Annotated in this window: 22 protein-coding genes; 9 read left to right on the top strand and 13 right to left on the bottom strand. The window is 58.3% G+C overall.

What is annotated here, in order from left to right; all coding sequences use genetic code 11:
* Positions 1 to 57: 57 nt before the first annotated feature.
* Positions 58 to 849: a dienelactone hydrolase family protein gene (locus C7534_RS05040; protein WP_109785166.1), complete on the top strand. Its 792-nt coding sequence runs from the start codon at positions 58 to 60 to the stop codon at positions 847 to 849.
* A 158-nt stretch (positions 850 to 1,007) separates the two neighbouring features.
* Positions 1,008 to 1,733: a 4'-phosphopantetheinyl transferase family protein gene (locus tag C7534_RS05035; protein WP_109785165.1), complete on the top strand. Its 726-nt coding sequence runs from the start codon at positions 1,008 to 1,010 to the stop codon at positions 1,731 to 1,733.
* A gap of 129 nt (positions 1,734 to 1,862) precedes the next feature.
* Here the strand turns inward: C7534_RS05035 and C7534_RS05030 are convergent, their stop codons facing one another.
* Both C7534_RS05030 and C7534_RS05025 read right to left on the bottom strand, forming a co-directional pair.
* Entirely contained in the window at positions 1,863 to 3,473 is a 1,611-nt protein-coding gene (locus C7534_RS05030) for an ATP-binding protein (RefSeq protein ID WP_046031560.1), read from the bottom strand.
* A complete protein-coding gene (locus tag C7534_RS05025; protein WP_046031559.1) occupies positions 3,470 to 4,192 on the bottom strand; it encodes a response regulator in 723 nt (240 codons plus the stop codon). The genes C7534_RS05030 and C7534_RS05025 overlap by 4 nt, the downstream gene beginning before the upstream one ends.
* A 735-nt stretch (positions 4,193 to 4,927) precedes the next feature.
* On the opposite strand from C7534_RS05025, the gene C7534_RS05020 reads away from it, so the two are divergent.
* Positions 4,928 to 7,822: a ribonucleoside-diphosphate reductase subunit alpha gene (locus C7534_RS05020; protein ID WP_077431460.1), complete on the top strand. Its 2,895-nt coding sequence runs from the start codon at positions 4,928 to 4,930 to the stop codon at positions 7,820 to 7,822.
* Positions 7,823 to 8,110: 288 nt separating this feature from the next.
* Here the strand turns inward: C7534_RS05020 and flgE are convergent, their stop codons facing one another.
* From flgE to C7534_RS04990, 6 genes are all read right to left on the bottom strand, one after another.
* Complete coding sequence (gene flgE, locus C7534_RS05015; RefSeq protein ID WP_046031557.1) at positions 8,111 to 9,427, bottom strand: flagellar hook protein FlgE; 1,317 nt, start codon at positions 9,425 to 9,427, stop codon at positions 8,111 to 8,113.
* Positions 9,428 to 9,458: 31 nt separating this feature from the next.
* The gene (gene flgD / locus C7534_RS05010) at positions 9,459 to 10,184 is read right to left on the bottom strand and encodes a flagellar hook assembly protein FlgD (RefSeq protein ID WP_109785164.1); all 726 of its coding nucleotides are present in this window, start codon (positions 10,182 to 10,184) and stop codon (positions 9,459 to 9,461) included.
* Between the two features lie 15 nt (positions 10,185 to 10,199).
* Positions 10,200 to 10,643: a flagellar basal body rod protein FlgC gene (flgC, locus tag C7534_RS05005; protein WP_046031555.1), complete on the bottom strand. Its 444-nt coding sequence runs from the start codon at positions 10,641 to 10,643 to the stop codon at positions 10,200 to 10,202.
* Positions 10,644 to 10,646: 3 nt separating this feature from the next.
* The gene (gene flgB / locus C7534_RS05000) at positions 10,647 to 11,054 is read right to left on the bottom strand and encodes a flagellar basal body rod protein FlgB (RefSeq protein WP_046031554.1); all 408 of its coding nucleotides are present in this window, start codon (positions 11,052 to 11,054) and stop codon (positions 10,647 to 10,649) included.
* Between the two features lie 370 nt (positions 11,055 to 11,424).
* Positions 11,425 to 12,252 carry a protein-glutamate O-methyltransferase CheR gene (gene cheR, locus C7534_RS04995; RefSeq protein WP_010457158.1) on the bottom strand — a complete coding sequence of 276 codons (828 nt, stop codon included), beginning with the start codon at positions 12,250 to 12,252 and terminating at the stop codon, positions 11,425 to 11,427.
* A gap of 46 nt (positions 12,253 to 12,298) precedes the next feature.
* Positions 12,299 to 13,231, bottom strand: a complete 933-nt coding sequence (locus C7534_RS04990) for a chemotaxis protein CheV (protein ID WP_077431459.1) — start codon at positions 13,229 to 13,231, stop codon at positions 12,299 to 12,301.
* 82 nt (positions 13,232 to 13,313) lie between these two features.
* On the opposite strand from C7534_RS04990, the gene flgA reads away from it, so the two are divergent.
* From flgA to C7534_RS04970, 4 genes are all read left to right on the top strand, one after another.
* Positions 13,314 to 14,075: a flagellar basal body P-ring formation chaperone FlgA gene (gene flgA / locus C7534_RS04985; protein ID WP_109785163.1), complete on the top strand. Its 762-nt coding sequence runs from the start codon at positions 13,314 to 13,316 to the stop codon at positions 14,073 to 14,075.
* Positions 14,076 to 14,242: 167 nt separating this feature from the next.
* Complete coding sequence (gene flgM, locus C7534_RS04980; protein ID WP_046031551.1) at positions 14,243 to 14,569, top strand: flagellar biosynthesis anti-sigma factor FlgM; 327 nt, start codon at positions 14,243 to 14,245, stop codon at positions 14,567 to 14,569.
* A 48-nt stretch (positions 14,570 to 14,617) separates the two neighbouring features.
* Positions 14,618 to 15,085: a flagella synthesis protein FlgN gene (locus C7534_RS04975; RefSeq protein WP_046031550.1), complete on the top strand. Its 468-nt coding sequence runs from the start codon at positions 14,618 to 14,620 to the stop codon at positions 15,083 to 15,085.
* Between the two features lie 92 nt (positions 15,086 to 15,177).
* Positions 15,178 to 15,924 carry a flagellar brake protein gene (locus C7534_RS04970; protein ID WP_046031549.1) on the top strand — a complete coding sequence of 249 codons (747 nt, stop codon included), beginning with the start codon at positions 15,178 to 15,180 and terminating at the stop codon, positions 15,922 to 15,924.
* A gap of 64 nt (positions 15,925 to 15,988) precedes the next feature.
* Here the strand turns inward: C7534_RS04970 and C7534_RS04965 are convergent, their stop codons facing one another.
* The 4 genes from C7534_RS04965 to C7534_RS04950 all read right to left on the bottom strand — a co-directional run bounded on the left by C7534_RS04965 (position 15,989) and on the right by C7534_RS04950 (position 21,178).
* Entirely contained in the window at positions 15,989 to 17,374 is a 1,386-nt protein-coding gene (locus C7534_RS04965; RefSeq protein WP_109785162.1) for an MFS transporter, read from the bottom strand.
* Between the two features lie 69 nt (positions 17,375 to 17,443).
* Positions 17,444 to 18,685 carry a glutamine synthetase family protein gene (locus C7534_RS04960; protein ID WP_175649042.1) on the bottom strand — a complete coding sequence of 414 codons (1,242 nt, stop codon included), beginning with the start codon at positions 18,683 to 18,685 and terminating at the stop codon, positions 17,444 to 17,446.
* A 199-nt stretch (positions 18,686 to 18,884) separates the two neighbouring features.
* Positions 18,885 to 19,577: a sensor histidine kinase gene (locus tag C7534_RS04955; protein WP_046031546.1), complete on the bottom strand. Its 693-nt coding sequence runs from the start codon at positions 19,575 to 19,577 to the stop codon at positions 18,885 to 18,887.
* Positions 19,574 to 21,178 (bottom strand): tetratricopeptide repeat-containing response regulator, encoded by a 1,605-nt coding sequence (locus tag C7534_RS04950; RefSeq protein WP_109785161.1) that lies wholly within the window; start codon positions 21,176 to 21,178, stop codon positions 19,574 to 19,576. The genes C7534_RS04955 and C7534_RS04950 overlap by 4 nt, the downstream gene beginning before the upstream one ends.
* Before the next feature lie 311 nt (positions 21,179 to 21,489).
* On the opposite strand from C7534_RS04950, the gene C7534_RS04945 reads away from it, so the two are divergent.
* Positions 21,490 to 22,035 (top strand): autotransporter outer membrane beta-barrel domain-containing protein, encoded by a 546-nt coding sequence (locus tag C7534_RS04945; RefSeq protein WP_109785160.1) that lies wholly within the window; start codon positions 21,490 to 21,492, stop codon positions 22,033 to 22,035.
* A 212-nt stretch (positions 22,036 to 22,247) separates the two neighbouring features.
* The gene (locus tag C7534_RS04940; protein ID WP_109785159.1) at positions 22,248 to 23,462 is read left to right on the top strand and encodes a phage integrase; all 1,215 of its coding nucleotides are present in this window, start codon (positions 22,248 to 22,250) and stop codon (positions 23,460 to 23,462) included.
* Here the strand turns inward: C7534_RS04940 and C7534_RS04935 are convergent.
* Complete coding sequence (locus tag C7534_RS04935) at positions 23,431 to 24,144, bottom strand: hypothetical protein (protein ID WP_109785158.1); 714 nt, start codon at positions 24,142 to 24,144, stop codon at positions 23,431 to 23,433. The genes C7534_RS04940 and C7534_RS04935 overlap by 32 nt on opposite strands.
* Positions 24,145 to 24,232 lie beyond the last annotated feature (88 nt).

Here is a 24,232-nt window from a genome sequence, read left to right as displayed (position 1 = left end):
CTGAGCTGAATCAAATCCACCCAGCTGTTTTGCTGACTTTTTGCAGGAGATTCGACCATGCGCGTTTTCCTTGCCCTTGTATTACTGGCCTTGAGCGGACTCAGCCAAGCCGCCATCAAGACTCAAGAGATTCCCTACCAAAGTGCCGACGGTACAAAACTGATTGGCTACTACGCCTACGACGACGCCATCAAAGGCCAACGTCCAGGCGTGGTGGTGGTGCACGAATGGTGGGGGCTCAACGACTACACCAAGCGCCGCGCCCGTGATCTGGCCGGTCTGGGTTACAGCGCTCTGGCCATCGACATGTATGGCGATGGCAAGAACACCGAACATCCAAAGGACGCCATGGCCTTCATGCAAGCAGCGTTGAAAGACAGTGCCGCGTCCAGCGCGCGCTTCCAGGCCGGGCTCGATTTGCTGAAGAAACAGCCACAGACCAATCCGGATAAAATCGCCGCCATCGGTTACTGCTTCGGAGGCGGCGTGGTGCTCAATGCAGCTCGTCAGGGCGTGCCACTGGCAGGCGTGGTGAGTTTCCACGGTGCGCTGGCCACCCAGTCACCGGCGACGCCGGGCAATGTGAAGGCAAAAATCCTGGTCGAGCATGGGGCGATGGACAGCATGGTCACGCCGGATAACGTGGCCGCGTTCAAGGCTGAAATGGACAAGGCCGGCGCCGACTACACGTTCGTCAGCCTTGAGGGCGCCAAGCATGGGTTCAGTAATCCTGATGCGGATCGTCTGAGCCACGGCGATCATGGCGGGCCGGACATCGGCTACAGCAAGGCGGCGGATGAACAGTCCTGGGCGGATATGCAGGCGTTTTTCAAAAAGATATTTGGTTAGCGCAGCGATCGTTCCCACGGTCCCCGTGGGAATGCAGCCCGGGATGCTGCGCGTCCCTCGCGAATGTGACGCAGAGCGTCACTGGATGCATTCCCACGCAGAGCGTAGGAACGATCTTGCTACTACCCAGCCAGAAGGCAACCCGGCAAAATGCCGACATGAATTCCGTCCCCGCCCTCCCCGTTTGCTGCACCCCGCTCGACGCCCGTTGGCCGCTGCCGTTTGTGCTGCCCGATACGGTGCTGCTGAGCACCCGCTTTGATAGTTCGCAACTGGCCAGCGATGATTTCCAGCGCAGCGCCATTGAGCCGCCAGCGAGCATTCAGCGTTCGGTCGCCAAGCGTCAGGCGGAATTTCTGGCTGGGCGAGTCTGCGCCCGGGCCGCGTTGCAACAATTGGAAGGCCTGAGTGTCAGCCCGGCCATCGGCGAAGACCGGGCGCCGGCTTGGCCGGTGCACATCGCCGGCTCGATCACCCACAGCACTGGCCGGGCGGCCGCCATCGTCGCGAAAAAAACTGATTGGCGCGGCTTGGGGATGGACCTGGAAAACCTGCTCAACCCAGACCGGGCCGAACGTCTGGCAGGGGAAATTCTCACGCCGCCGGAGTTGCAGCGCATGGCAGCCGGTTGTCGCGATGACCTCGCACTGCTGGTGACGCTGACGTTTTCGGTAAAAGAAAGTCTGTTCAAGGCGCTGTACCCGATTGTCCAGCAGCGCTTTTATTTTGAACATGCCGAGGTGCTGGAGTGGACCGAGGCCGGTGAGGTGCGGTTGCGGTTGCTGACGGACCTGTCCGCCGAGTGGCGCAATGGCACGGAGCTTGAGGCGCAGTTCGGGGTGATGGATGGGCAGTTGTTGAGCCTGGTCAGTATCAAGGCCTGAAGAATTGCAGGGTTTGTACTGGCCTCATCGCGAGCAAGCTCGGCTCCCACATTGGATCTCTGACACACCGAAGATCACCTGTAGGAGCCGAGCTTGCTCGCGATGGCGGCCTGACTATCACCACAACTCTCAGCGCTTCTCCTGATTGCGCGGCCAACTCAGGCTGAAACACGCCCCACCCAGGCTTTTACTCTGGCTGATCAACGCCCGCCCGTCATGCCAATGGATAATCCGCCGCACGATCGACAACCCCAATCCATGCCCGCCCGAGGCGCGGGTACGGCTGTCATCAAGGCGCAGGAACGGTGTGAAAATTCGCTCCCAGGCCAACTCCGGCACCCCCGGCCCGTCATCCTCGACGTCCACCCGACAACGCTGCTGCCCCACCTGATAACTGACGGTCACCCGTGAGTGGGCGTGACGCATGGCGTTGCTGACCAGGTTCTGAATGGCCCGATGCAAGTAACGCGGTTCGGCCTCGACCCAGGCGTCGTCGCAATCGGCGGCCGACAAACACAAGCCGCGCTGCACCGTGACCTCGGCGCGTAACGGCGCCAGTTCTTCGATCACTTGATTGACCAACGCATCCAGATCAATCCGCTGGAAATTCAGCGCCGGCGAGCCCTGCTCCAGCCGCGCGTAGGTCAGCATCTCGTCGACCAGTTTGTCGAGATCCTCGATGTCGTGATCCATGCCCTCGCAGTATTTTTCCAGCTGCTGTGGCGTGGTGGCCGAACCGATCATCTCCAGGCCGAAACGCAGGCGCGCCACCGGTGTGCGCAACTCGTGGGACACGGCGCGCACCAGTTCACGCTGGATCGCCAGCAATTGCTGCAAGTGCTCGGCCATGCCGTTGAAGGCGGCGGCCAGTCGCCCCACCGAGTCGGCACCGCGCGCCGGTACGCGGGTTTCCAGGCTACCCTTGGCGATGCGCGTGGCGGCCGCTTCCAGCCCGCGCAACCGGCGCTCCAGTTGCCGCACCAACAAGTAAACGATCAGGCCAATCAGGCTCAAACCGAGGGCCGCGATCAACACCAGCCATTCGGGCGGATAAGGATTCATCTGGTACAGCGGGCCGATCTCCAGTACCCACGGCGTACCGACCATGCCGGCAAACACGCGGATCGAGTCGCCGCCCTTGCCCAGCGCCATCACGGTGTCACCCTCGGACACACGACGGCTCTGGTCCTCGTCCATGTCCGCCTGCTCGACCTTGACCAGGCGCAGGTCAAACCCAAACCCTTTGTCTTCTTTCAACAGCGCCAGCCGTTCGGGCTGTTCAGCCACCGGGTAGCGCACCAGTTCATCGACCAGCAAATAAATAGTGGCCCGGGCCAGTTGCTCGCTGATCTGCTGAACCTCGCCGGTGAGCACCAACTGTTCCTTGTCGTTGACCAGTCGGTAGACCTTCGCCGCATGCGGGCCGGTCTGTTCCACCAGCGCCTGACCGCGCAGCACGCGGGTGCGCTGGGTGAGGTCGAGGTCGGTCTGGGCAAATGTGGTTAGCGCCAACGGAATGCCGAGCAAGCGTTCCCACACCAGCAAGGCGCGGTGGCGCTCGGTTTCGTTCATCGGCTTGAGGTTGTCGGCCATCAGCGAAAACGTGCCGTGGGCCAGGCGCTCGCGGTATTGCTCGCTGCGCACTTCGTTGAGCAAGTGCAACGCCAGCACGCCCAGCACGGCGACCAGGACCAGCGCCGCACACATGCCGCCATAAATGCGCAGAAAGATCGAATTCACAGCGACGGATCTACACAGGCTTCAGGCACAAACAGATAGCCCTTGCTGCGGATGGTTTTGATCAGCCGCGGGTGTTCCGGGTCATCGCCGATTTTCGGGCGGATGCGCGAGATCCGCACATCGATGGAACGGTCCTGGCCGTCATAGCCGATACCGCGCAGCGCGGTGAAAATCTCTTCGCGAGACAGGATCCGCCCGGCGTTGGCCACCAACAACCAGAGCAGGTCGAACTCGGCGCTGGTCAGTTCGATGCCGTTGTCATGCAACCAGGCTTCACGCAACGCGTTGTCCACCACCAGCGGGCCGAACTGCAGGCGCCGTTGTTTTTCCGGGGAGGCTTCGGGGCCTTCACTGCGGCGCAACAGCGCCTGGATGCGCGCCAGCAACAGGCGCGGACGAACCGGCTTGCACACGTAGTCGTCGGCACCGAGGTCCAGACCGAGGATCTGATCGGTGTCGTCGGTGCGGGCGGTGAGCATCAGGATCGGCCCGTCATACTTGTCGCGGACCTTGCGGCAGATGCTCAGGCCGTCTTCGCCAGGCAGCATCAGGTCGAGAATCACCAGGTCCGGTTTCTCCTTGATGATACGTGCCGCCGCCAGCGCACCATTGCCCTCGATCGAGACGCGCAGGCCATTGGCTTCCAGGTAGTCGCGGGTCAGTTCGGCCAGACGCCGGTCGTCCTCCACAATCAATACCTGCCAGGCTTCTTGCTCCACGGTGACCTCTGCTTGCCAACAACACTAATAAGGAAGGATCCGCCCGTCTTTTTGTAATGATTGGGGAGGATAAGAATGCTTATACACTGGCCGATTGTATAAACGCCGCCCGCCGAGAACACAAGCCGGCAAATGCGTTCGGACAACCCGGTTTTTTGTGATAGGGTTCGCGCCCTTAAAAATCCAAACGGCTGTTTTCGATCGTTGAAAAGCGATGAAAAACGGCTCGATCCAGCTAGGTCGCGGCCTACACGCTCGTTCCACCTTTCACGCACAATTTACACACAGGTTTATCCACAGGCAGTACGTTGCAACACCTCCAAAAACGCACTATCTTGTACCCCGGCGCCAAAAAACCCCTACATGTAGGGTTTTAGCTTAAAAGCCCAACCACATTTCAGACCAGAAACTCAAGCGCTTTATTGCCTGTTTATGGTTGAACCAAGCACGATTTTACAAGACCAAACCGCACGTGCGGATGGCACCGTTTTTTCAGGCCAGAACAGCCGAAACGGTACGGGTGTTGCAGTCATAACTGGCACCCTTGAAAGGAATCCGGCTTCGAGCCCAGGCTCGCGGCCAAAGACTTCGGCAAGGAAGCGGCATCATTAGCCTTTTTCCTACTGTCCCGAAGTTGTTATGCCCGACACCACGTCGGTTGTAGTGCTTCAGGACAGAACGGTGGGCGCCGTAATGGTGCCCAAACAAACATAGAGAATGTGGAGACAACCCCCCATGCAAACCGACACAACTCGCGAGAACCCGCAGGGTACCTTGCCGCAGGCCGCTGATTCGACTTCGGATCTGTCCGCCACCGCGCCGGGTCAATTGCGTGTGATCAAGCGTAACGGCACTGTCGTTCCTTACACCGATGACAAGATCACCGTCGCCATCACCAAAGCGTTTCTCGCAGTTGAAGGCGGCACCGCTGCCGCCTCGTCGCGAATCCATGACACCGTGGCCCGCCTGACCGAACAAGTCACCGCGACCTTCAAGCGTCGCATGCCATCGGGCGGCACCATCCACATCGAAGAAATCCAGGACCAGGTTGAACTGGCCCTGATGCGTGCCGGCGAGCAGAAAGTAGCCCGCGACTACGTGATCTACCGCGACGGTCGCTCGAAACAACGCGCCGCCCACGCCCCGGCCGAAGAAGCCGTCAACGCTCACCCGTCGATCCGCATCACCCGCGCCGATGGCAGCCTGGCCCCTCTGGACATGGGTCGCCTGAACACCATCGTCACCGAAGCGTGCGAAGGCCTGGAAGAAGTCGACGGCGACCTGATCCAGCGCGAAACCCTGAAAAACCTGTACGACGGCGTGGCCCTGACCGACGTCAACACCGCCCTGGTGATGACCGCCCGTACCCTGGTCGAGCGTGAGCCGAACTACTCGTTCGTAACCGCCCGCCTGCTGATGGACACCCTGCGTGCCGAAGGCCTGAGCTTCCTCAACGTTGCCGAAAGCGCGACCCACCACGAGATGGTCGACCTGTACGCCAAGGCCCTGCCTGCCTACATCGCCAAGGGTATCGAATACGAATTGCTGAACCCGGTCCTGGCGTCCTTCGACCTGGAAAAACTCGGCAAGGCCATCAACCACGAGCGCGATCAGCAGTTCACGTACCTGGGCCTGCAAACCCTGTACGACCGTTACTTCATCCACAAGGACGGTATCCGCTTCGAACTGCCGCAGATCTTCTTCATGCGCGTGGCCATGGGCCTGGCGATCGAAGAGAAGCACAAAGAAGACCGTGCGATCGAGTTCTACAACCTGCTGTCGTCCTTCGACTACATGTCGTCGACCCCGACCCTGTTCAACGCCGGTACCCTGCGTCCACAGCTGTCCAGCTGCTACCTGACCACCGTGCCGGATGACCTGTCGGGCATTTACCACGCGATCCACGACAACGCCATGTTGTCGAAATTCGCCGGCGGCCTGGGCAACGACTGGACTCCGGTTCGTGCACTGGGTTCGTACATCAAGGGCACCAACGGCAAGTCCCAGGGCGTTGTTCCGTTCCTGAAAGTCGTGAACGACACCGCCGTCGCCGTTAACCAGGGTGGCAAGCGCAAAGGCGCTGTCTGTGCCTACCTGGAAACCTGGCACATGGACATCGAAGAGTTCATCGAGCTGCGCAAGAACACCGGTGATGACCGTCGTCGTACCCACGACATGAACACCGCCAACTGGATCCCTGACCTGTTCATGAAGCGTGTCTTCGATGACGGCAAGTGGACCCTGTTCTCGCCATCCGAAGTACCGGACCTGCACGACCTGACCGGTAAAGCCTTCGAAGAGCGTTACGAGTACTACGAAGCCCTGACCGAATACCCAGGCAAGGTCAAACTGTTCAAGACCATCCAGGCCAAAGACCTGTGGCGCAAAATGCTGTCCATGCTGTTTGAAACCGGCCACCCATGGTTGACCTTCAAAGACCCGTGCAACCTGCGTAGCCCGCAGCAGCACGTGGGCGTGGTTCACAGCTCGAACCTGTGCACCGAAATCACCTTGAACACCAACAAGGACGAAATCGCCGTTTGCAACCTGGGCTCGATCAACCTGCCGAACCACATCGTCAACGGCAAGCTGGACACCGCCAAGCTGGAACGCACCGTGAACACCGCCGTTCGCATGCTCGATAACGTCATCGACATCAACTACTACTCGGTGCCACAAGCGAAGAACTCCAACTTCAAGCACCGTCCGGTCGGCCTGGGCATCATGGGCTTCCAGGATGCGCTGTACCTGCAGCACATTCCTTACGGTTCCGACGCTGCCGTCGAGTTCGCCGACAAGTCGATGGAAGCGGTCAGCTACTACGCGATCCAGGCTTCCTGCGACCTGGCTGACGAGCGCGGCGCCTACGAGACATTCCAGGGTTCGCTGTGGTCCAAAGGCATCCTGCCGCTGGATTCGCAACAGATCCTGATCGAACAGCGTGGCCAGAAGTACATCGACGTTGACCTGAACGAATCCCTGGACTGGGCACCGGTTCGCGCCCGTGTACAGAAAGGCATTCGTAACTCCAACATCATGGCCATCGCACCGACCGCGACCATCGCCAACATCACTGGCGTATCGCAGTCGATCGAACCGACCTACCAGAACCTCTACGTGAAATCGAACCTGTCGGGCGAATTCACCGTGATCAACCCGTACCTGGTTCGCGACCTGAAGGCTCGCGGTCTGTGGGACTCGGTCATGATCAACGACCTGAAGTACTACGACGGTTCGGTGCAGCAAATCGAGCGCATCCCGCAAGAACTCAAAGAGCTCTACGCGACTGCATTCGAAGTGGACACCAAGTGGATCGTTGACGCGGCAAGCCGTCGTCAGAAGTGGATCGACCAGGCTCAATCGCTGAACCTGTACATCGCTGGCGCTTCGGGCAAGAAGCTGGACGTGACCTACCGCATGGCCTGGTACCGTGGTCTGAAAACCACTTACTACCTCCGTGCCCTGGCTGCGACCAGCACCGAGAAGTCGACCATCAACACCGGCAAGCTGAACGCTGTTTCCAGCGGCGGCAACCACGGTGAAGATTCGGTCCTGGCAGCACCTGCCGGCCCTGCTCCAGTGCCAAAGGCTTGCGCCATCGACGAGCCGGATTGCGAAGCTTGCCAATAAGCTGAGCCGGTAGGCGTCGCAAGACGCTACTCGAAAACCCCCGATCACTCCTCTGGATTGATCGGGGGTTTTCTTTTGGCTCAAGTAAAGCGTCGACTGTGCCACCCAATCGCGGGCAAGCCCGCTCCCACAGTTGATCGCATTCCTCCGGGCCAACTCGGTCCCCTGTGGGAGCGAGCTTGCTCGCGATGAGGCCAATACAGACAACCAAAATGTCAGCACCTGAGACAAATCCCGTCCATAAAAAACCCCTCTTTCGAGGGGTTTTTTATGCAGCGCTATCAGGCATCAAGTCATCTGAATGATGGTCTGCATGATGGTGCTCTGGGTGGAGATGGTCTTGGCGTTCGCCTGGTAGTTGCTCTGCGCCTTGATCAAATCAACCAGCTCGTTGGTCAGGTTGACGTTGGACTCTTCCAGCGAGTTGGACACCACCGAACCCAGCGTACCGGTTTTCGGTGCATCGATGCCAGGCACGCCTGAAGCGAAGGTTTCTTTCCAGGCAGTACCACCGATTGGCTGCAGGCCTTGTTCGTTGGCGAAACTGGCAATGGCTACCTGGCCGATGGCCTTGGTTTGCTGGTTGGTGAAGTTGGCGGTCATGACACCGCTTTCGTCGATGGTCAGGCTGGAAATCTGGCCGGTCGCGTAACCGTCCTGATACTGCGCAGTACGTGCGGTTGGCGAAGCGTAAGAAGTGGTTTTGGTCATGTCGAACGCGATACCGGCCGCGGCCGCGTCCGAACCGTTCAGGGCCCAGGTCGGCGGGTTGGTGTTGGCGTTAACCATCACGCCCGGCTTCCAGCCTGTCATGGTCAGGGTGGTACCGGTTTGCGTCCAGCCAGCACCGCCCGTCAGCGTCTTGATGGTGCCATCTGGATTGAAGGTGATATCAGCCTGGATCGGCACCGGTGGCTCAGTCAGCGGGTTGGTTGGGCTACGGCCGTCCATGTAGGTGTAAACAGTCCAGGAGTTGGACGCCGCATTTTTAACGTAAAACTGATCCATCGTGTGCTGGTTACCCTGCGTGTCGTACACAGGGGTGGAAATGGTCTTGTTGTAGCTGTTGGTGTCTTTGACGTTGAACGGGGTCACTGTTGGCAGTGGGTCCGAGGAGTTCAGGTTCATCGTCTGGTCGACACGAGTGGTCGCGTGCGGCGCCAGGCTCGAGGTGTCGATTTTCAGGTCGGTCAGCACGCCGTTGATGATCTTGCCGTTGGCGTCTACGCCAAAACCCTGCAAGCGGCGGCCGTTGTTGTCGACCACGTAGTTCTGGGCGTCAGTCTTGAACGCACCGGCACGGGTGTAACTCAGCGAGCCGTTGTCGCTCATGACGAAGAAACCGTTGCCCTGGATACCCATGTCCAACACGTTGCCGGTGTTGTTCACGTCGCCCTGGCCGAACTGCTGGGAAACGTTGGCCAGACGCACGCCGTTGCCGACGGTCTTGCTGCCGGTACCCAGGCGCGTGGCCGAGTACACGTCTTCGAATTCTGCACGGGACGATTTGAAACCGGTGGTCGCGACGTTGGCGATGTTGTTGCCGGTTACGTCCAGTTGTTTGTTGGCTGCATAGAGACCGCTAAGGCCGATATTGAAAGACATATTCCACTCCTTTGTGCCGTGTTAGTCGGCTCTATATACCAATGGTCTGTACTTTGGACAGGGCAACACTGCCCAGGCCTGCCAGGTTCAGCATCAACTCACCGCCGGTCTGGCTGATGGTCACGCTGTTGACGGTTGCCGGCAGGTAAGTCACCAGCGAGGTCGCCTTGCTGTCGTAAGTCGCGGTAGCTGCAAACTTGTAAGTGCCAGCCTTGGCCACTTCGCCCGCATCGTTCTTGCCGTCCCAGATGAAACCGGCGTTGCCGGCCTGCTGGCTGCCAAGATCGATGGTGCGAACGACTTTGCCATCGGTATCCGTGATCTTGATCGTCACCGGATTCGTCGAAGCCGGTACGACCGCCGTACCGTTGAAACTCTTGGAGGTATCGACCACTGCGGTATCGGTCTGGGCAACCACCGAACGCCCCACCAGCGAAGACGCTTGCAGCGCTTGCGAGGAGTTGTAGTTGCCGGCAATGCCGCTGACGGTATCGTTCAGCGTGGTGATGCCTTCCAGGCTGCTGAACTGCGCCAACTGCGCGACGAACGCGCCGTTGTCCTGCGGCTCCAACGGGTTCTGGTTTTTCAGCTGGGTCACCAGCAACTGCAGGAACGCGTCTTTGCCCAACGCTTTCTTGCCCGTGGCGCTGCCGGTTGCGGCAGCCAGGCCATCGGTGCTGGATTTATTGGCCTTGACCGAAGAGTTGGCCAGGACATCCTTGAGGCTCACGCCACTGGTGGTATCGATAACACTCATCTGAGTCGCCCCTTATCACTGACCGAGAGTCAGGACCTTCTGCATCATGGTTTTGGCGGTGTTCATCATTTCAGCGTTGGTCTGGAACGAACGACTCGCGGAAATCATGTCGGCCATTTCTTCGACGACGTTGACGTTCGGGTAGTAGACGTAGCCCTTGGCATCGGCAGCCGGATGGTTCGGCTCGTAGCGCGCTTCAAGGTTGCTCTGGTCTTCGACCACGCCCAGCACTTGCACGCCTTGACCCGCAGCGTCCTGGCTCTGGAACAGCGAGTTGCTGCCGCCGCTCTGGCCGCCCTGGAACATGGTGGCGAATACCGGGTGACGGGCGCGATAGGTCTGGTCGATGCTCGACGAGACGGTTTCGGCGTTGGCGATGTTCGAGGCAACGGTGTTCAAGCGAGTGGTTTGAGCACTCATGCCGCTACCGGCAATGTTGAAAACACTGGATAGAGACATGACTTACTCTCCGCGCAGGGCTGACACCAGCCCTTTGAATTTGCTGTTGAGCAGGGTGAAGCTGGCCTGGAAGCCGACCGCGTTTTCCGCGTAGTTCGACTGTTCCAGTTGGGCGTCCACGGTGTTCTGGTCGATCGATGGCTGCATCGGCGTGCGATACATCAGCGACTCGTCGCCATTGCCCAGGCCTTCAGCTTCGATATGACGGCTGTTGGTCATGTTCAAGGCAAAGGTGCCGTTCTTGGTTTTCTCGTTCTGTGCAGCGAGCACTTTGGAGAATTCCAGATCCCGAGCCTTGTAGTTCGGGGTGTCGGCGTTGGCGATGTTGTTGGCCAGGACTTCGGCACGCTGAGCGCGGAAGCCCAGGGCTTGTTCGTGGATACCGAGCGCTTTATCGAAGCTGATGCTCATGTCGGGAAACCTTCGGGTGACCTGATTTTTCGTAACCAGAGACATAGCAAGCGGCGTGCCAATTCGAAAAAGCCCGAAAACAGGGGCTTTGCGGGCGGTGGCAAAGCGGCAATGCCAGAAAAGCGGCAACCGGTTTCCGCTGGCTGCCGCTTTTCTGCCGCTTATCACCGGTTTTCAGAACACCGAAATACACTGTGGGAGCCGGGCTTGCCCGCGATGGCGGTATATCTGACAAAGTTAATTTGACTGACATACCGCCATCGCGGGCAAGCCCGGCTCCTACAGGGGTTAGCGGTGTTGGTGGGAAATCATCAGGCAAAAAAAAACGGGAGCCCCTGAGGACTCCCGTTTTTGTATTGCCGGTGAACAATCACTTCGCCTGGTAAATGATCCCCGGGCTGCACTGGACCATCTGGTAATGATCCGGCAAACCGTTCAGCGCTTCGGACGCGCCGAGGAACAAATAGCCGCCCGGTTTGAGCGTGCTGTGAATGCGCAACAGGATGTCTTTCTTCACCTCTGCGGAGAAGTAGATCAGCACGTTGCGGCAGAACACGATGTCGAATTTGCCAAGGGCCGCGTAGCTGTCCAGCAGGTTGAACGAGCGAAACTCCACCCGGCTCTTGATCGGCGCCTTGATCGCCCAGCGTCCCGGCCCTTTTGGGTCGAAGTAACGCTGAAGACGCTCGGGCGACAGGCCTCGGCCGATGGCCAGGCTGTCGTACTCGCCGGTCTTGCAGTTGGTCAGCATGGTGCCGGACAAGTCGGTGGCTACAATCTGCGCACCCATCTTCAACTGACCCATGTTGACGCGCTCGAACTCATCGATGGACATCGACAGCGAGTACGGTTCCTGACCCGACGAGCACGCCGCCGACCAGATCCGCAGACGCTGACCGGGAGCGGCCTTGATCGCTTCAGGCAATACCTTGTTCTTCAAGACTTCAAACGGATAGGTGTCACGAAACCACAGGGTTTCGTTGGTGGTCATGGCATCCACCACCATTTCGCGCAAACCGCTGCGCGGCTGGGTCTGGATGCGCTGGACCAGCTCACCCAGGGATTTGATGCCTTGCTGTTCCATCAGTTTGTTGAGACGGCTCGAGACCAGGTACTGCTTGTTTTCACCGAGCAAAATGCCACAGGCTTTTTCCAGGAACACCCGGAACTGTTCGAAATCCAAATTACCCGTAGACAATGATGCCGCCTCTTAAATCGTGTTAACCACCAGGGGCAGAAGGCCCCTAGCTGATATCTGCTGCTTTGATCCGGTCGACTACCCGGGATGCCAGGTCATCAGGACGGAATTTGGCAAGGAAGTCATCGGCACCGACTTTCTTGACCATCGCCTGATTGAATACACCCGACAACGAAGTATGCAGGATGATATGAAGCTTTTGCATGCGCGGGTCGTTGCGGATCTCGGCCGTCAGGGTGTACCCGTCCATTTCCGGCATCTCGATGTCGGAAATCATCATCAGGAACTCTTCCTCCGGCTTTTTCCCTTCGTCGACCAGCTTTTTCAGATAGTCCAGCGCTTGCTTGCCGTCGTTCAACGCGACCACTTCGACACCGACGGTTTGCAGGCAACGGGTCACCTGCTTGCGTGCCACCGACGAGTCATCGACCGTCAGGACCTTCAAGGACAAGGCCTTGTGCTGGGTTTCGACATCCACCACGCCGACCGAAATCACTTCCGGTGTCGGGGCCACTTCCGCGAGGATTTTCTCGACGTCGATGATTTCGACTAACTGATTGTCGACCCGAGTCACAGCCGTCAGGTAATGATCGCGCCCCGTGCCCTTGGGCGGCGGGTGAATCTCTTCCCAGTTCATGTTGACGATGCGTTCCACCGAGCGCACCAGGAAACCCTGGGTCTTGGTGTTGTACTCCGTGATGATCACGAACGGATTGCTTTGATCTTTCAGCGCGCCGGAACCGGTCGCCATCGCCAGATCAAGAATCGGAATGGTCGCCCCCCGGATGTTTGCCACACCGCACACGACAGGACTGGATTTTGGCATCAGCGTGAGTTTGGGGCATTGCAGCACCTCCCGAACCTTGAACACGTTGATCCCGTAAAGCTGCTGGCCGTCGAGACGGAACAACAACAGCTCCAGGCGATTCTGCCCTACCAGTTGCGTGCGCTGGTTTACCGCATCCATTACACCAGCCATGCACAGACTCCTACACCAACGCTTAAGTGTGTTGCGACGCACGTTAATTGCTAAACGGCACGGCGCTTGCTTTTTAACTCTTATGAACACAGAACCGACATTTTTCCGACGCCTGACATCACACGCTCGCCAAGTGCTTTGCGCGGTGTCTGCCGTCTGCCTGTTCAACGCTGGCAGCCCTGCCCTTGCTGACGCAGTTACCTTGCCTGACATGCTTATCGGCGTCACTCAGGGCTTTCTTGAGTTCACCGTAGAAGACTATTTGGCGACCAGTCAAACCGAAGGTCGTTATGAGATTGAGGTCAAGCAGCTCGATCCACGCCTGCGCATGCCCATGTGCGACAAGGAATTGACAGCCACCCTGGAGAGCCCGGCGATCCCGATTGGTCGCGTCACGGTCAAGGTTCGTTGTGACAGCACTTCCCCCTGGACGGTCTTCGTGCCCGCTCAAGTCCGCCTGTTTCGAGACGTCGTCACCACCACTCGGCCACTCAAGCGAGCCGGCTTTATCGAGCCGGGCGACGTCATGCTGCGCGAACGAGACATCAGCCTGATCGGCCAGGGCTACTTCACCTCTACGGATCAAACGATCGGACAGAAACTTACCCGACCAACGGTCGCTGGTCAGGTCCTGACGCTGGTCCACCTCGAACAGGCCGAAGTCATCACCAAGGGCGACCAGGTGGTGATTACCGCTCGCAGCGGTACGCTCAGTGTGCGCATGCCGGGCGAAGCGCTGTCGAACGGCGGCTTGCGTGAACAGATCCGGGTGAAAAACCTTAACTCCCAACGGGTTATCAAGGCGCAGGTGATCGCGCCGGGCCAGGTGGAGGTCTCCATGTAAGGCGCTCTGCTTGGTAAAGCTATGGCGCGCTGCCTGGCTGTTCCCTAAACTGTGCCGCACGCAGAAAATGCGCTGGCGCATGCAAGCTCATTGATAAATGGGTCTAAAGTTTTTGCAGGGAGAGCCGAAAACATGGCAAGCGTCCAAATACCCAGAGGTTTTTTATCATGGTCATCGATTTCAGCCGTTTGAACAGTTCCTCGCCACTGCCCGGCAGTACGCGTACCAGCGCCAACAAGGAAGCTGCCGAAGCCGGCAAATCCGCGCCGCTGAATACGGCGGCTCAACAGGCCAGTACCGCCAATATCGGGGAATCGGTACACCTCAGCGATGAGGCTCAACAGTTGCAGAAGGTCACTGACAAGCTGCGCGATCAACCTGCCGTCGACAACGCCCGCGTGGCCGAGTTGAAAGCAGCGATTGCCGATGGCAGCTATAAAGTCGACAGCAACCGTGTAGCCAGCAAACTGCTCAACTTCGAAGCCCAGCGCTAGGCCACGGCCTGCGCCAGGCTTTTGGACGCTTAAACCCCAAGGCCAGTCATGCACGACACTAATTTACTGCAACTGATCATCGACGACTTTGCTCCAGCGCAACACTTGCTGGAGTTATTGCAAACCGAGGCCCTCGCCTTGCATGGTCGCGACATGCCGCTGCTCGAAGACATTCTGGCGCGCAAACAGGCAATGATCATTCTGCTCGAACAGCATGGCCGCAAGCGCAGCGAAATCCTCGCCAGCCTCAACCTGCCCACCAATCGCCAAGGCCTGGAGCAACTCGCCAGCCAGTCGAGCGTGGGTGAGCAATTGCTGGCGCAGAGCGATGCCCTGACAGACCTTTTGGCTCAGTGCCAGGCGATCAATGTCAATAATGGTCAGTCGATCCTGATACAACAGGCCGCCACGGCCAATCAGCTGAAGATCCTCACCGGCGGCGAACCACCTGCGCTTTACGATGCCCGCGGATCAACCTCCAAATTAGCGAAGCCGCGCCCGCTCAGTCAGGCTTGATTCTGTTGAATAGCTCGCTCTATCAAGACGCGTCACATGCTGGCAATATGCTGGCTATTCGCAGTCATATTTTGTCCGGAGAATGATGAACCGTGTCCAATGCCTTAACCGCGGAAGATGCTCCGCAGCCACCGAAGGTACTCTCCACACCCATGGAGATCGCGGGTAACCTGCGGCAACTGCAAGAAAGCCATGATCCGCTGATCATCACGTTCCACGAGCGTAACCAGCGCTTCCAGAGCTATCTGGTGGACGTTGACCGTGACAACAACATGATTGCCCTGGACGAGATGGTGCCCCGCGATGGCGAACGCTATCTGCTGGCGGGCGAGTCGTTTCGGATCGAAGGCTTCCATGAGGGCGTGCGCATCGCCTGGGAAAGCAACGGTCTGCTGAACATCGACGAATCCGGCAACACACGCTGCTATCGCGGCAAACTCCCCGACCAAGTGGTCTACCACCAGCGCCGCAATGCCTTCCGGGCTGCGTTGAAGCTGGCGCAACTGGTCAATGTCGAACTGAGCGGTGAAAAGCTCAAATCGCCGGTCAGTGGCAAGTTGCTGGATATTTCCGCCACCGGTTGCAAATTGCGTTTTGAGGGCGACATCACCAGCCGCCTGCAATTGGGCCAGGTCTACGAGCGCTTCGTTGCCGCCCTGCCCTTCGGCAGCATGACCACACCGGTGGAATTGCGTTACCTGCACTTCGAAGAAAAGATCTCCACCACCTTCGCCGGACTCCGCTTTCACAATATGAGCGGGCTGGAGCAGCGCCAGGTCGAGCGCTTCGTGTACCAGCTTCAGCGTGAAGCCCGACGCTTCGACAAAGACGATATCTGATCCAGCGCTTCAACAAAAAACGGGCAGTCCCTTGCGGAACTGCCCGTTTTTTTATGCCTCAAGGTTAGGGCCTGGCCTCAGTAAAACTTTGCTCGCGACCTGAGTCCGGGTCTTCCGGTGGCGTCGATTCGGGCTCAGGAGTCGGATCCGGCTCCGGCTCCGGCTCCGGCTCCGCTTCAGGATGAACCGGGCTGTGCATCTGCTCCTGCACCACCTGCTCATCGACACGCGGGTCAAGGCACGCCACCAGCGGCGAGCTCGACATGCTGTCCGGCATCGCCACGTGATGCAGCGGCGCATCGTCGACCTGATGCAGGTTGGTGACCGCTTTCGGGCGGATCCGCCACACCAGCACCAACGCGAAGAAACTGAAAAACGCATAAAGACTCTGGCTGCCGAACAGCTTCATCAGCACCCCGGCGACCAACGGCCCGATACTGGCGCCGACACCGTAGGTCACCAGCAACATCGCCGTCAGCGAAACCCGACGATCACCTTCAACGTGGTCATTGGAGAACGCCACGGCCAACGGATACAGGCAGAACTGCACCAGCGAGCAAAGGAAGCCGGAGATGAACAACACCTCCAACGGCACTTTCTGCAGGATCGCCAGCGGTAGCGCGGCCAGTGCCAGGCTGAAGGCAAAACAACGGATCAACAGCGCCCGGTCATAACGGTCAGACAGCCAACCCAGCGGCCACTGCACCAGCAGGCCGGCAAAAATGCAGCTACCCATGAAAAGACCGACCTGCTCGGTGGACAGTCCCTGCTGGGAGGCATACAGCGGCGCCAGACCGTAGAACGAGCCGACGATCAACCCCGCGCCCAATACCGTGCTCAGCGACTGCGGCACGCGTTTGATGAAGAAACGCGGCTCCATCGGGGCCGGGTGCAACGGCGCCGGGTGAATCCTTCGAGTGAGGGCCACCGGCACCAGGCACAAGGCGAAGCACAAGGCGACCAGCATCAGCAGTTCCAGGCCCAGGCCGGGGTGCATGACCAGTATCAGTTGACCCAGCACCAAGCCCAGGTACGAGGCGATCATATAGCCGCTAAACACCATGCCGCGCTGCTTCGCGTCGGCCTGTTCGTTGAGCCAGCTCTCGATGACCATGTACTGGCACATCATGCCCAGGCCGACGATTACTCGCAGAAACAGCCAGGCCGGCAGCCAGTCGATCAAGCCGTGGCCGAGCACCGCCGCCCCGACGATCCCGGCACACGCGGCATACGCACGAATGTGCCCGACCCGGGCAATCAGTCGGTGACCGATCTTGCCACCCAGCACCAGGCCGAAATAGTTGGCCGCCATCAACGCACCCACCCACAGGCTGTCGACATGGTCGGCGGCCAGGCGCAAGGCCAGGTAAGTGCTTAACAGGCCCGAGCCGATCAACATCATCAGCGAGGCGAAATACAGCGCTCGAAAGGATTTCCAGATTTGGCGCATCGGCGTTCCGAGCGGCTCCTTGCAGTGAAGATCAGGCTAACCAAACGATAGCCCGAAGACGACGAAGCGTCAGGCCTGGGCGGCTAAAACACGCCGTTCCCAAGGGGTAATTTCATCAAAGAAGCTGGTCAGCTCCATGGACTTCGAAGCGACGTAGCCTTCGATGAACTCGGCGCCAAACAGTTCCTTCGCCAATTGGCTACGTTTCAGACGCTCAAGAGCCGCATGCAAGGTACACGGCAGCGAAAGATTATCCGGCACTTCGAATTCACCCTGGATCGCCTCACTCGGCTCCAGTTCTTTTTCAATACCATACAAGCCCGCGGCCAAGCTGGCGGCGATGGCCAGGTACGGATTCGCGTCAGCCCCCGGCAAACGGTTCTCGACCCGACGAGCGACCGGCGCACTGGCCGGAATGCGCAACCCGGCAGCCCGATTGTCGTGGGACCAGCAGGCATTATTTGGTGACGCATACGGATGGCACAAGCGCTGATAAGAGTTCACGTTGGGTGCGAACAGTGCCGTGAAATCAGCCATGCCGGCCTGTTGACCGCCGATGAAGTGACGGAAAGCGGCGGTCGGCTGACCGGCTTCGTCACTGAACACATTCTTTCCGGTGGCAATGTCGACGATGCTTTGGTGAATATGCATCGAACTGCCCGGCGTGTGCGCCAGCGGCTTGGCCATGCAGACCACGGTCAGGCCATGCTTTAGCGCGACTTCCTTGAGCAGGTGCTTGAACAGCAATGTCTGGTCGGCCAGCAGCAGCGCATCACCATGCAGCAGGTTGATCTCGAACTGACTGACACCCATTTCATGCATGAAGGTATCGCGCGGCAAACCCAGCGCCGCCATGCATTCGTAGACTTCACTGAAGAACGGCCGCAAGCCGCTATTGGAACTGACACTGAACGCCGACTGACCGTCCTCGCGACGACCGTCCAGGCCCACGGGAGGCTGGAACGGTTGTGTCGGATCGGGGTTGGGCGCGAACACGAAGAATTCCAGCTCGGTCGCTACCACCGGCGCCAGGCCACGAGCCGCATAGCGCGCGATCACAGCCTTGAGCTGACCACGGGTCGACAGTCGCGAACCCTCGCCGCTCAATTCGTCCGCATCGCAAATGGCCAGCGCCCGAGGCTGCTGGCTCCAGGGCAACCGATAGATGTGCGCAACGTCCGGCACCAAGGCCAGGTCGCCATCATCGCTGCCGTAAAAACGTGCCGGCGGATAGCCGCCCATGATGCATTGCAGCAGCACACCCCGCGCCAACTGCAAGCGTCGTCCTTCGAGAAAACCCTCGGCCGTCATGACTTTGCCCCGGGGTACGCCATTCAAGTCCGGGGTGACACATTCAATCTCATCAATGCCCGCCAATCGCTGTGCGAGTGAACGATGGCCATCGGTTGTCATGACGCAATCCTTTGTTGTGCGAGCCGCGAACGGCGACCCGTACAAAATAGGCTCCGCCTGTTCAGAATTTCAAGCAGTGCCACACAATAAAGAACGGTCAGGGCAGATAAAGGGTGAACATACCGCCGCCCAATGGGCCGCCATTGCTGAGCAGAGTGCGTCCGCCGACGCCATTGCGCTGGTGCAGCGCGGCGATCCGCCCGGCAAAATACAGGCCCAGCCCGGTGCTACTGCTGCTGTAGTTGATGCCCTGCACATAATCCGCCTGACACTCGATCATCTCGGCCGGATAGCCGTTGCCATCGTCGTTGATGCTCAGCACCAGTTGACCGCCCTCGTCACTGACGCTGATCAGCAGCGACTCGCGCGCGTAACGAATGGCGTTGTTGATGATGTTGCCCAGCACCGAGGCGACCAGTTCCCGATCGAAGAAACCCAGCGGGCTCAACGGGTCGACTTCGTAGGTCGCGATGATGCCGCGACTGGCAAACACTTCTTGATGACTGGCCAGTTGCGCCTCAAGGAAATCATCCAGATCGTGGTAGGCCGGCTGCAGCGGTAGCTGATTGACGCCCAGTTTGTACAGGCCCAACAACTGCACCAACATCCCGTTGAGGTGCGCGAACTCATACTCGATGACGCCCTGCTCCGGGCAGTGCTGCTGCGGATCAGGCAAGCGCGCCAGCCAATGGCTGTGTGCCTGCATCACCATGGCCAGCGAGTTCTTCATGTCATGCACGGTGGAGGCAATCACCGTCGAGAAATCCAATGCCGGGCTGTCTTGGCTCATCCGTTGAACGCCTTGATTTTGAGTTTCTGATAGCGCGGATAACGCGCGTCGGTATCGGGCATCAAGCCGACCATTTTCAGGCAAACCCGACATTCTTCTATTTCCGCCGACGGCACACTGGTGTCAGTGCCGTGCAACAGCGACTGCGCCATGTTCAGGGCGATACTGATGTTTTTCGGCTGCATTGCCAGCGCTTTGCGGAACACCGCGCGGGCTTCCACCAGGTTGCCAGTCTTGTACACCCGCACGCCTTGGCGGTTCAGTTCGGCGGCGGCGTTGCTGGAACTGAGGATCGTCGGGTCGTCAGTCAGTTTGGCGATGCCCTTCATCACGACCGGATCGTCACCGTAGATTTCCGCGCAGTTTTTCAACATCGATGCGCCAGCACTCGCCTGACCGAGCATTTGCAATTGTTTGGCCACCAGCAGCGCGGCTTCGGCGCTCATGAACTGCTCCATGCCATCAAGGCGCATCATCGCTTGCTCGGTGAGCTTCTCGGCAGTTTCGGCATCGTTGAGCAACAGACTGGTGGCTTTCATCAGGCGCGCACGAATCTGCAGGCCAGGGTCGCTCGGATTTTCCTTGGCCACCAGGCTCAGGGTCGTGTTGATTTCCAGGCGGGTGCGAGTATCCAGGCCTTTCTCGCTGCCTTTGCTGATCAAGGCATGAGCCAGGCCCAGGTTGCTTTCCGCATCCTTGAAACGCGACTGGGCCCCTTGGTTCACCGCCTGGCGATAAGCTCGGGAGGCGGTGTCGAAATCTTCGTTGGCCATCGCCAGTTTGCCCAGCAGCGCTTGTCGGCGAACCGCCAGCGGCGACAGACGAATGGCTTCTTCCAGTACTTTTTGGGCGCCCTTGTTGTCGCCTTCGACCACCAGCACGTCGGCCATGCCGTCATACAACGCAGGCATCAACGGAAACACTTTCAGCGCTTTTTCGTAGATGCCCTTGGCCTGGCTGACCTGGCCGCGCTTGAACAGCAACTGGCCCAACCCGGCAAACGCCCACGGCAACGGTCGATCAGCAATGATGCTGTCGTAGAGGCGCTCCAGCGCTTCGTTCTGATTCAAGTCGCGCAACGCATCCGCACGGTAGCGCAAGCACAGTGGTGAATAACGGATGTCTTTCTTGCACAGCTCGATGCAGGCGTTGAGCACTTCAAGTGGCTTGCCACGGTCGAGTGCTTGCAGGATCGGCTTGAGCAGGTTCTTGCGTTGCTCCAGGCGCTCCAGGCGCTGAGCCAGGCCCGAGCGGTTGAACGGCTTGGTCAGGTAGGCATCCGGTTCGTGCTCCAGCGCACTGAGGACCATGGCCTGGCTGGTTTCAGCAGTGACCATGACAAACACACTTTCATGGCTGATCAGCTTCTCGATCATCAAGTCTTCAAGCACTTGCTGACCGTTCTTCTTGCCGTCGCCGAGGTGGAAATCCTGCAGGATGAAATCGTAGGACTTCTGCGAACACATGCGCAGCGCCTGCTCGCCAGAATCTGCGGTATCCACGTCCTTGACGCCCAGCTCACGCAGCATGGACCTGACGGAACTGCGGAAATCCGAGAAATCATCGACGATCAGAAAACTCTTTTGGTGATACGACAGCATCGAAGATTTCCAGGCAATTTTAAGAAGAAGAGCGTGACCGTTCGGGTTATCGGCCAGCACTGGCGTTACCTTGAGAATTAGTAGGCCTCAAGTGTCGGCTAAATGTTTGCGCGAGTGGTCAGAACCCCACCGCCCCCCGGCCCGACGCGTATAAACGAAGACCTCCTCCCGGCGAAGTCCGCCGACTCGAGCATTACTCCAGAGATACGCCTGCCAGGGCAGTTCGCGACCGTCGTGACGCTGTTGGGTGGCCTGGTTGCGCCGGCATGGCCGGTTGATTGTCCGTCACCGGCGGTGGCCAATAACACGAACTGCACAGTACCGGTCGGTACCACCGTGACAGTCAACGCCGTCAATCCCGGGGTTATACAGCCTCACTGGAAGGCGGCTACCCGTTCTTGATCGATAAGGGCGAAGGTGAGGACAAATACGAAAACCTCTACCTCGAACCGCAGGCTCAATTGATCTATTCGCACATCGACCTCGATGACAGCAATGACATTGCTGCCGATGTACGTTTCAGGGATGTCGACTCGCTGATTGGCCGCCTGGGCGTGCGCCTTGCCAAAGACTGGTTCCGCGAAAATGACAAAGGAGAAACATTGCGCACCAATGGCTGGCTGCGTCCCAGTGTCTGGCATGAGTTCAAGGGGCAACCCAAAACCGAATTCTCCTCGGCCGACGGCTTCGTACCCTTCGAGGCGGATATTGGCGGGAGTTGGTGGGAGGCCAACCTGGGTGTCGATTATCAGGCCGACAAGAAAGTCACGTTCTATATTTCAGCCGGCTATCAGAAGGCCTTTGATGGCGACAGCCATAGCTATGAGGGCATGCCGGGGGTGAAATACGATTTCTGACCTTGGCCGGAGCGGCAAAAGGAACGTCATCGGTGTGGAAAGGAAGGTGGTGTCCCAGGGCAGGTTCGAACTGCCAGCCTTCCCCTTAGGAGGGTCAAAAATTGCTCTTACCAAACAACAACTTACCTATAAAATCAGCCACTTACAGTGTGGTTGTGTCCGGTCAATCTGGCTGATATTGTGTTTTCTGCTGGTACACTGCTGGTACGGACATGAAAGCCAAGATCACACAGAAACTAATCAACAGCCTCACGCCCCAGGAAAAACATTACCGGGTCTTTGATACCGACCAGCCCGGCCTGTACATCAGGGTACAGCCAACCGGCCATATGGCCTATATGGTTTCGTGGGCACGTAACAGGGAACGGTCACTAGGTCGCGTAGGAACGCTCACGCTCGCACAAGCACGAACGGACGCCGCTCGATACCTCGCCGACGCCCATGAGCATGGCGAGCCGCTGGCGGTTACGCAGTCCGGACGGGGGGCAGCAACCTCCAGCCTGCGCCAGTTCATCGACGACACGTACATGCCATGGTTCAAGGCCCACAACAAGGGGTCTACAAAAACATTGCACACCCTGGACAACAATTTCTCATCGATCATAGATCAGCGCCTGGACGCGATCACGAGTCGAGATCTTGAGCAACTACGCACATCGTGGCTCAGCGCCGGCAACAAGCCCTCAACCGCCAACCGCAAAATGGGCACCATCAGCGGCGTGTTCTCCAGGGCGGTCGATTGGGAGTATCTGCCCTCCTCGCCCCTGGACAAGATCAAACCTTTGAAAGTGGATACTAAGGGCCAGGTGCGGTACTTGTTGAAGGACGAAGCCAAGAACATCAGAAACGCACTGGAAGTTAGAGAGCATCGCGCATGCCTAGAGCGAGAAAGTGCAAATAAGTGGCGTACCGAACGCAATAAAGCCCTTTTTCCTGACCTGAAAAAACTTGCATTCACCGACCACTTAAAGCCGATGGTGCTGATATCGCTCAATACTGGCATGAGGCGCGGCGAACTATTCGGCCTCACTTGGCCAATGGTGAACTTTCAAAGTAAGACAATCACAGTCGGCGGTGACACCGCAAAGACTTCTGAGACCCGGCATATCCCAATGAACGCCGAAGTATTCAGCACGCTCAAGGCGTGGAAGGATCAGAGCGGAGAATCGGCCTTTGTATTCCCAGGGCTGGAAGGTGGCCGAATGGAAGACGTTAAAAGTGCTTGGCTCAAGCTGCTGCAGGAAGCGTGCATTAGCGGGTTTCGCTGGCACGATATGCGCCATGACTTCGCGTCACGCCTGGTGATGGCTGGGGTCCCGCTCAACACCGTCCGGGATCTGCTGGGGCACACCGACATCAAGATGACGCTGAGGTATGCCCACTTAGCGCCTGACGTTAAAGCTGCGGCGGTAGATCTTCTTTTTTGAATTTCGCCGTTTTAGGGTCAATCTTCATCAACACCGTTTTCAAGCTATCGGTGAGAGACCTTAGTGCTTTATTTTCATTTCGCAAGGCTTCATTCTCTCTTTCAACATCTTGATAATAACCACCATCCTCAATCGCTTGCGCCTTCCGTTCCTCAAGTTCGTATGGAGTTGGAAGCCCGACATCCTCCCACGTAACTTGAACTATTTTCCCTGACTCAGAAACTCGCCTAGTGAGCTCCGGCCAGTATTTTGTAATAACGTCAAGGCGAGCGTTTTTCCATGGGCTTGCCTCTACAACCACTAAAGGCGTAAATCGCCAGAAAGGCGGCGACAAGCGAAGGGATTCCCATAATAAACTCTCCTCAAAAGTGAGGAGACTGGGGAACTCAAACGCCAGGCGCACCAAACGTATTGCATCGTCGGGCGACCACAGCCGGTCTTTTACCGCCTCAATGACGCTCTCAGATTCTGGTAGTTCTGGGGATTTTTTGCCCGCCACCATGAAGTCAATCGGCATCTGTACTGTTGCCAATGACTTTTCAACCGACCACTCAACCACGCCGGTAACGGTACGCTTTTGTATGCGCGCCGCAATATCGATCGCATATTTTATGGCAGGGTCTACCCGCAGCGAGACACTTACCGTCGAGCTTTGATCGGTTGTTTTTCTTGGCCTGGCCACTGACGCAATCCTCCTAAATTTAGGCAAATACTCTACGCAAACGCAAACACTGTCAATCGTGTGGTTACGTGCAGTATTTGCTTGCAAC

Source organism: Pseudomonas sp. OV226, assembly GCF_003148705.1.
Classification (GTDB): domain Bacteria; phylum Pseudomonadota; class Gammaproteobacteria; order Pseudomonadales; family Pseudomonadaceae; genus Aquipseudomonas.
Note: the sequence above shows the minus strand (reverse complement) of the source record. Positions and strands in the feature narration are given on the sequence as shown.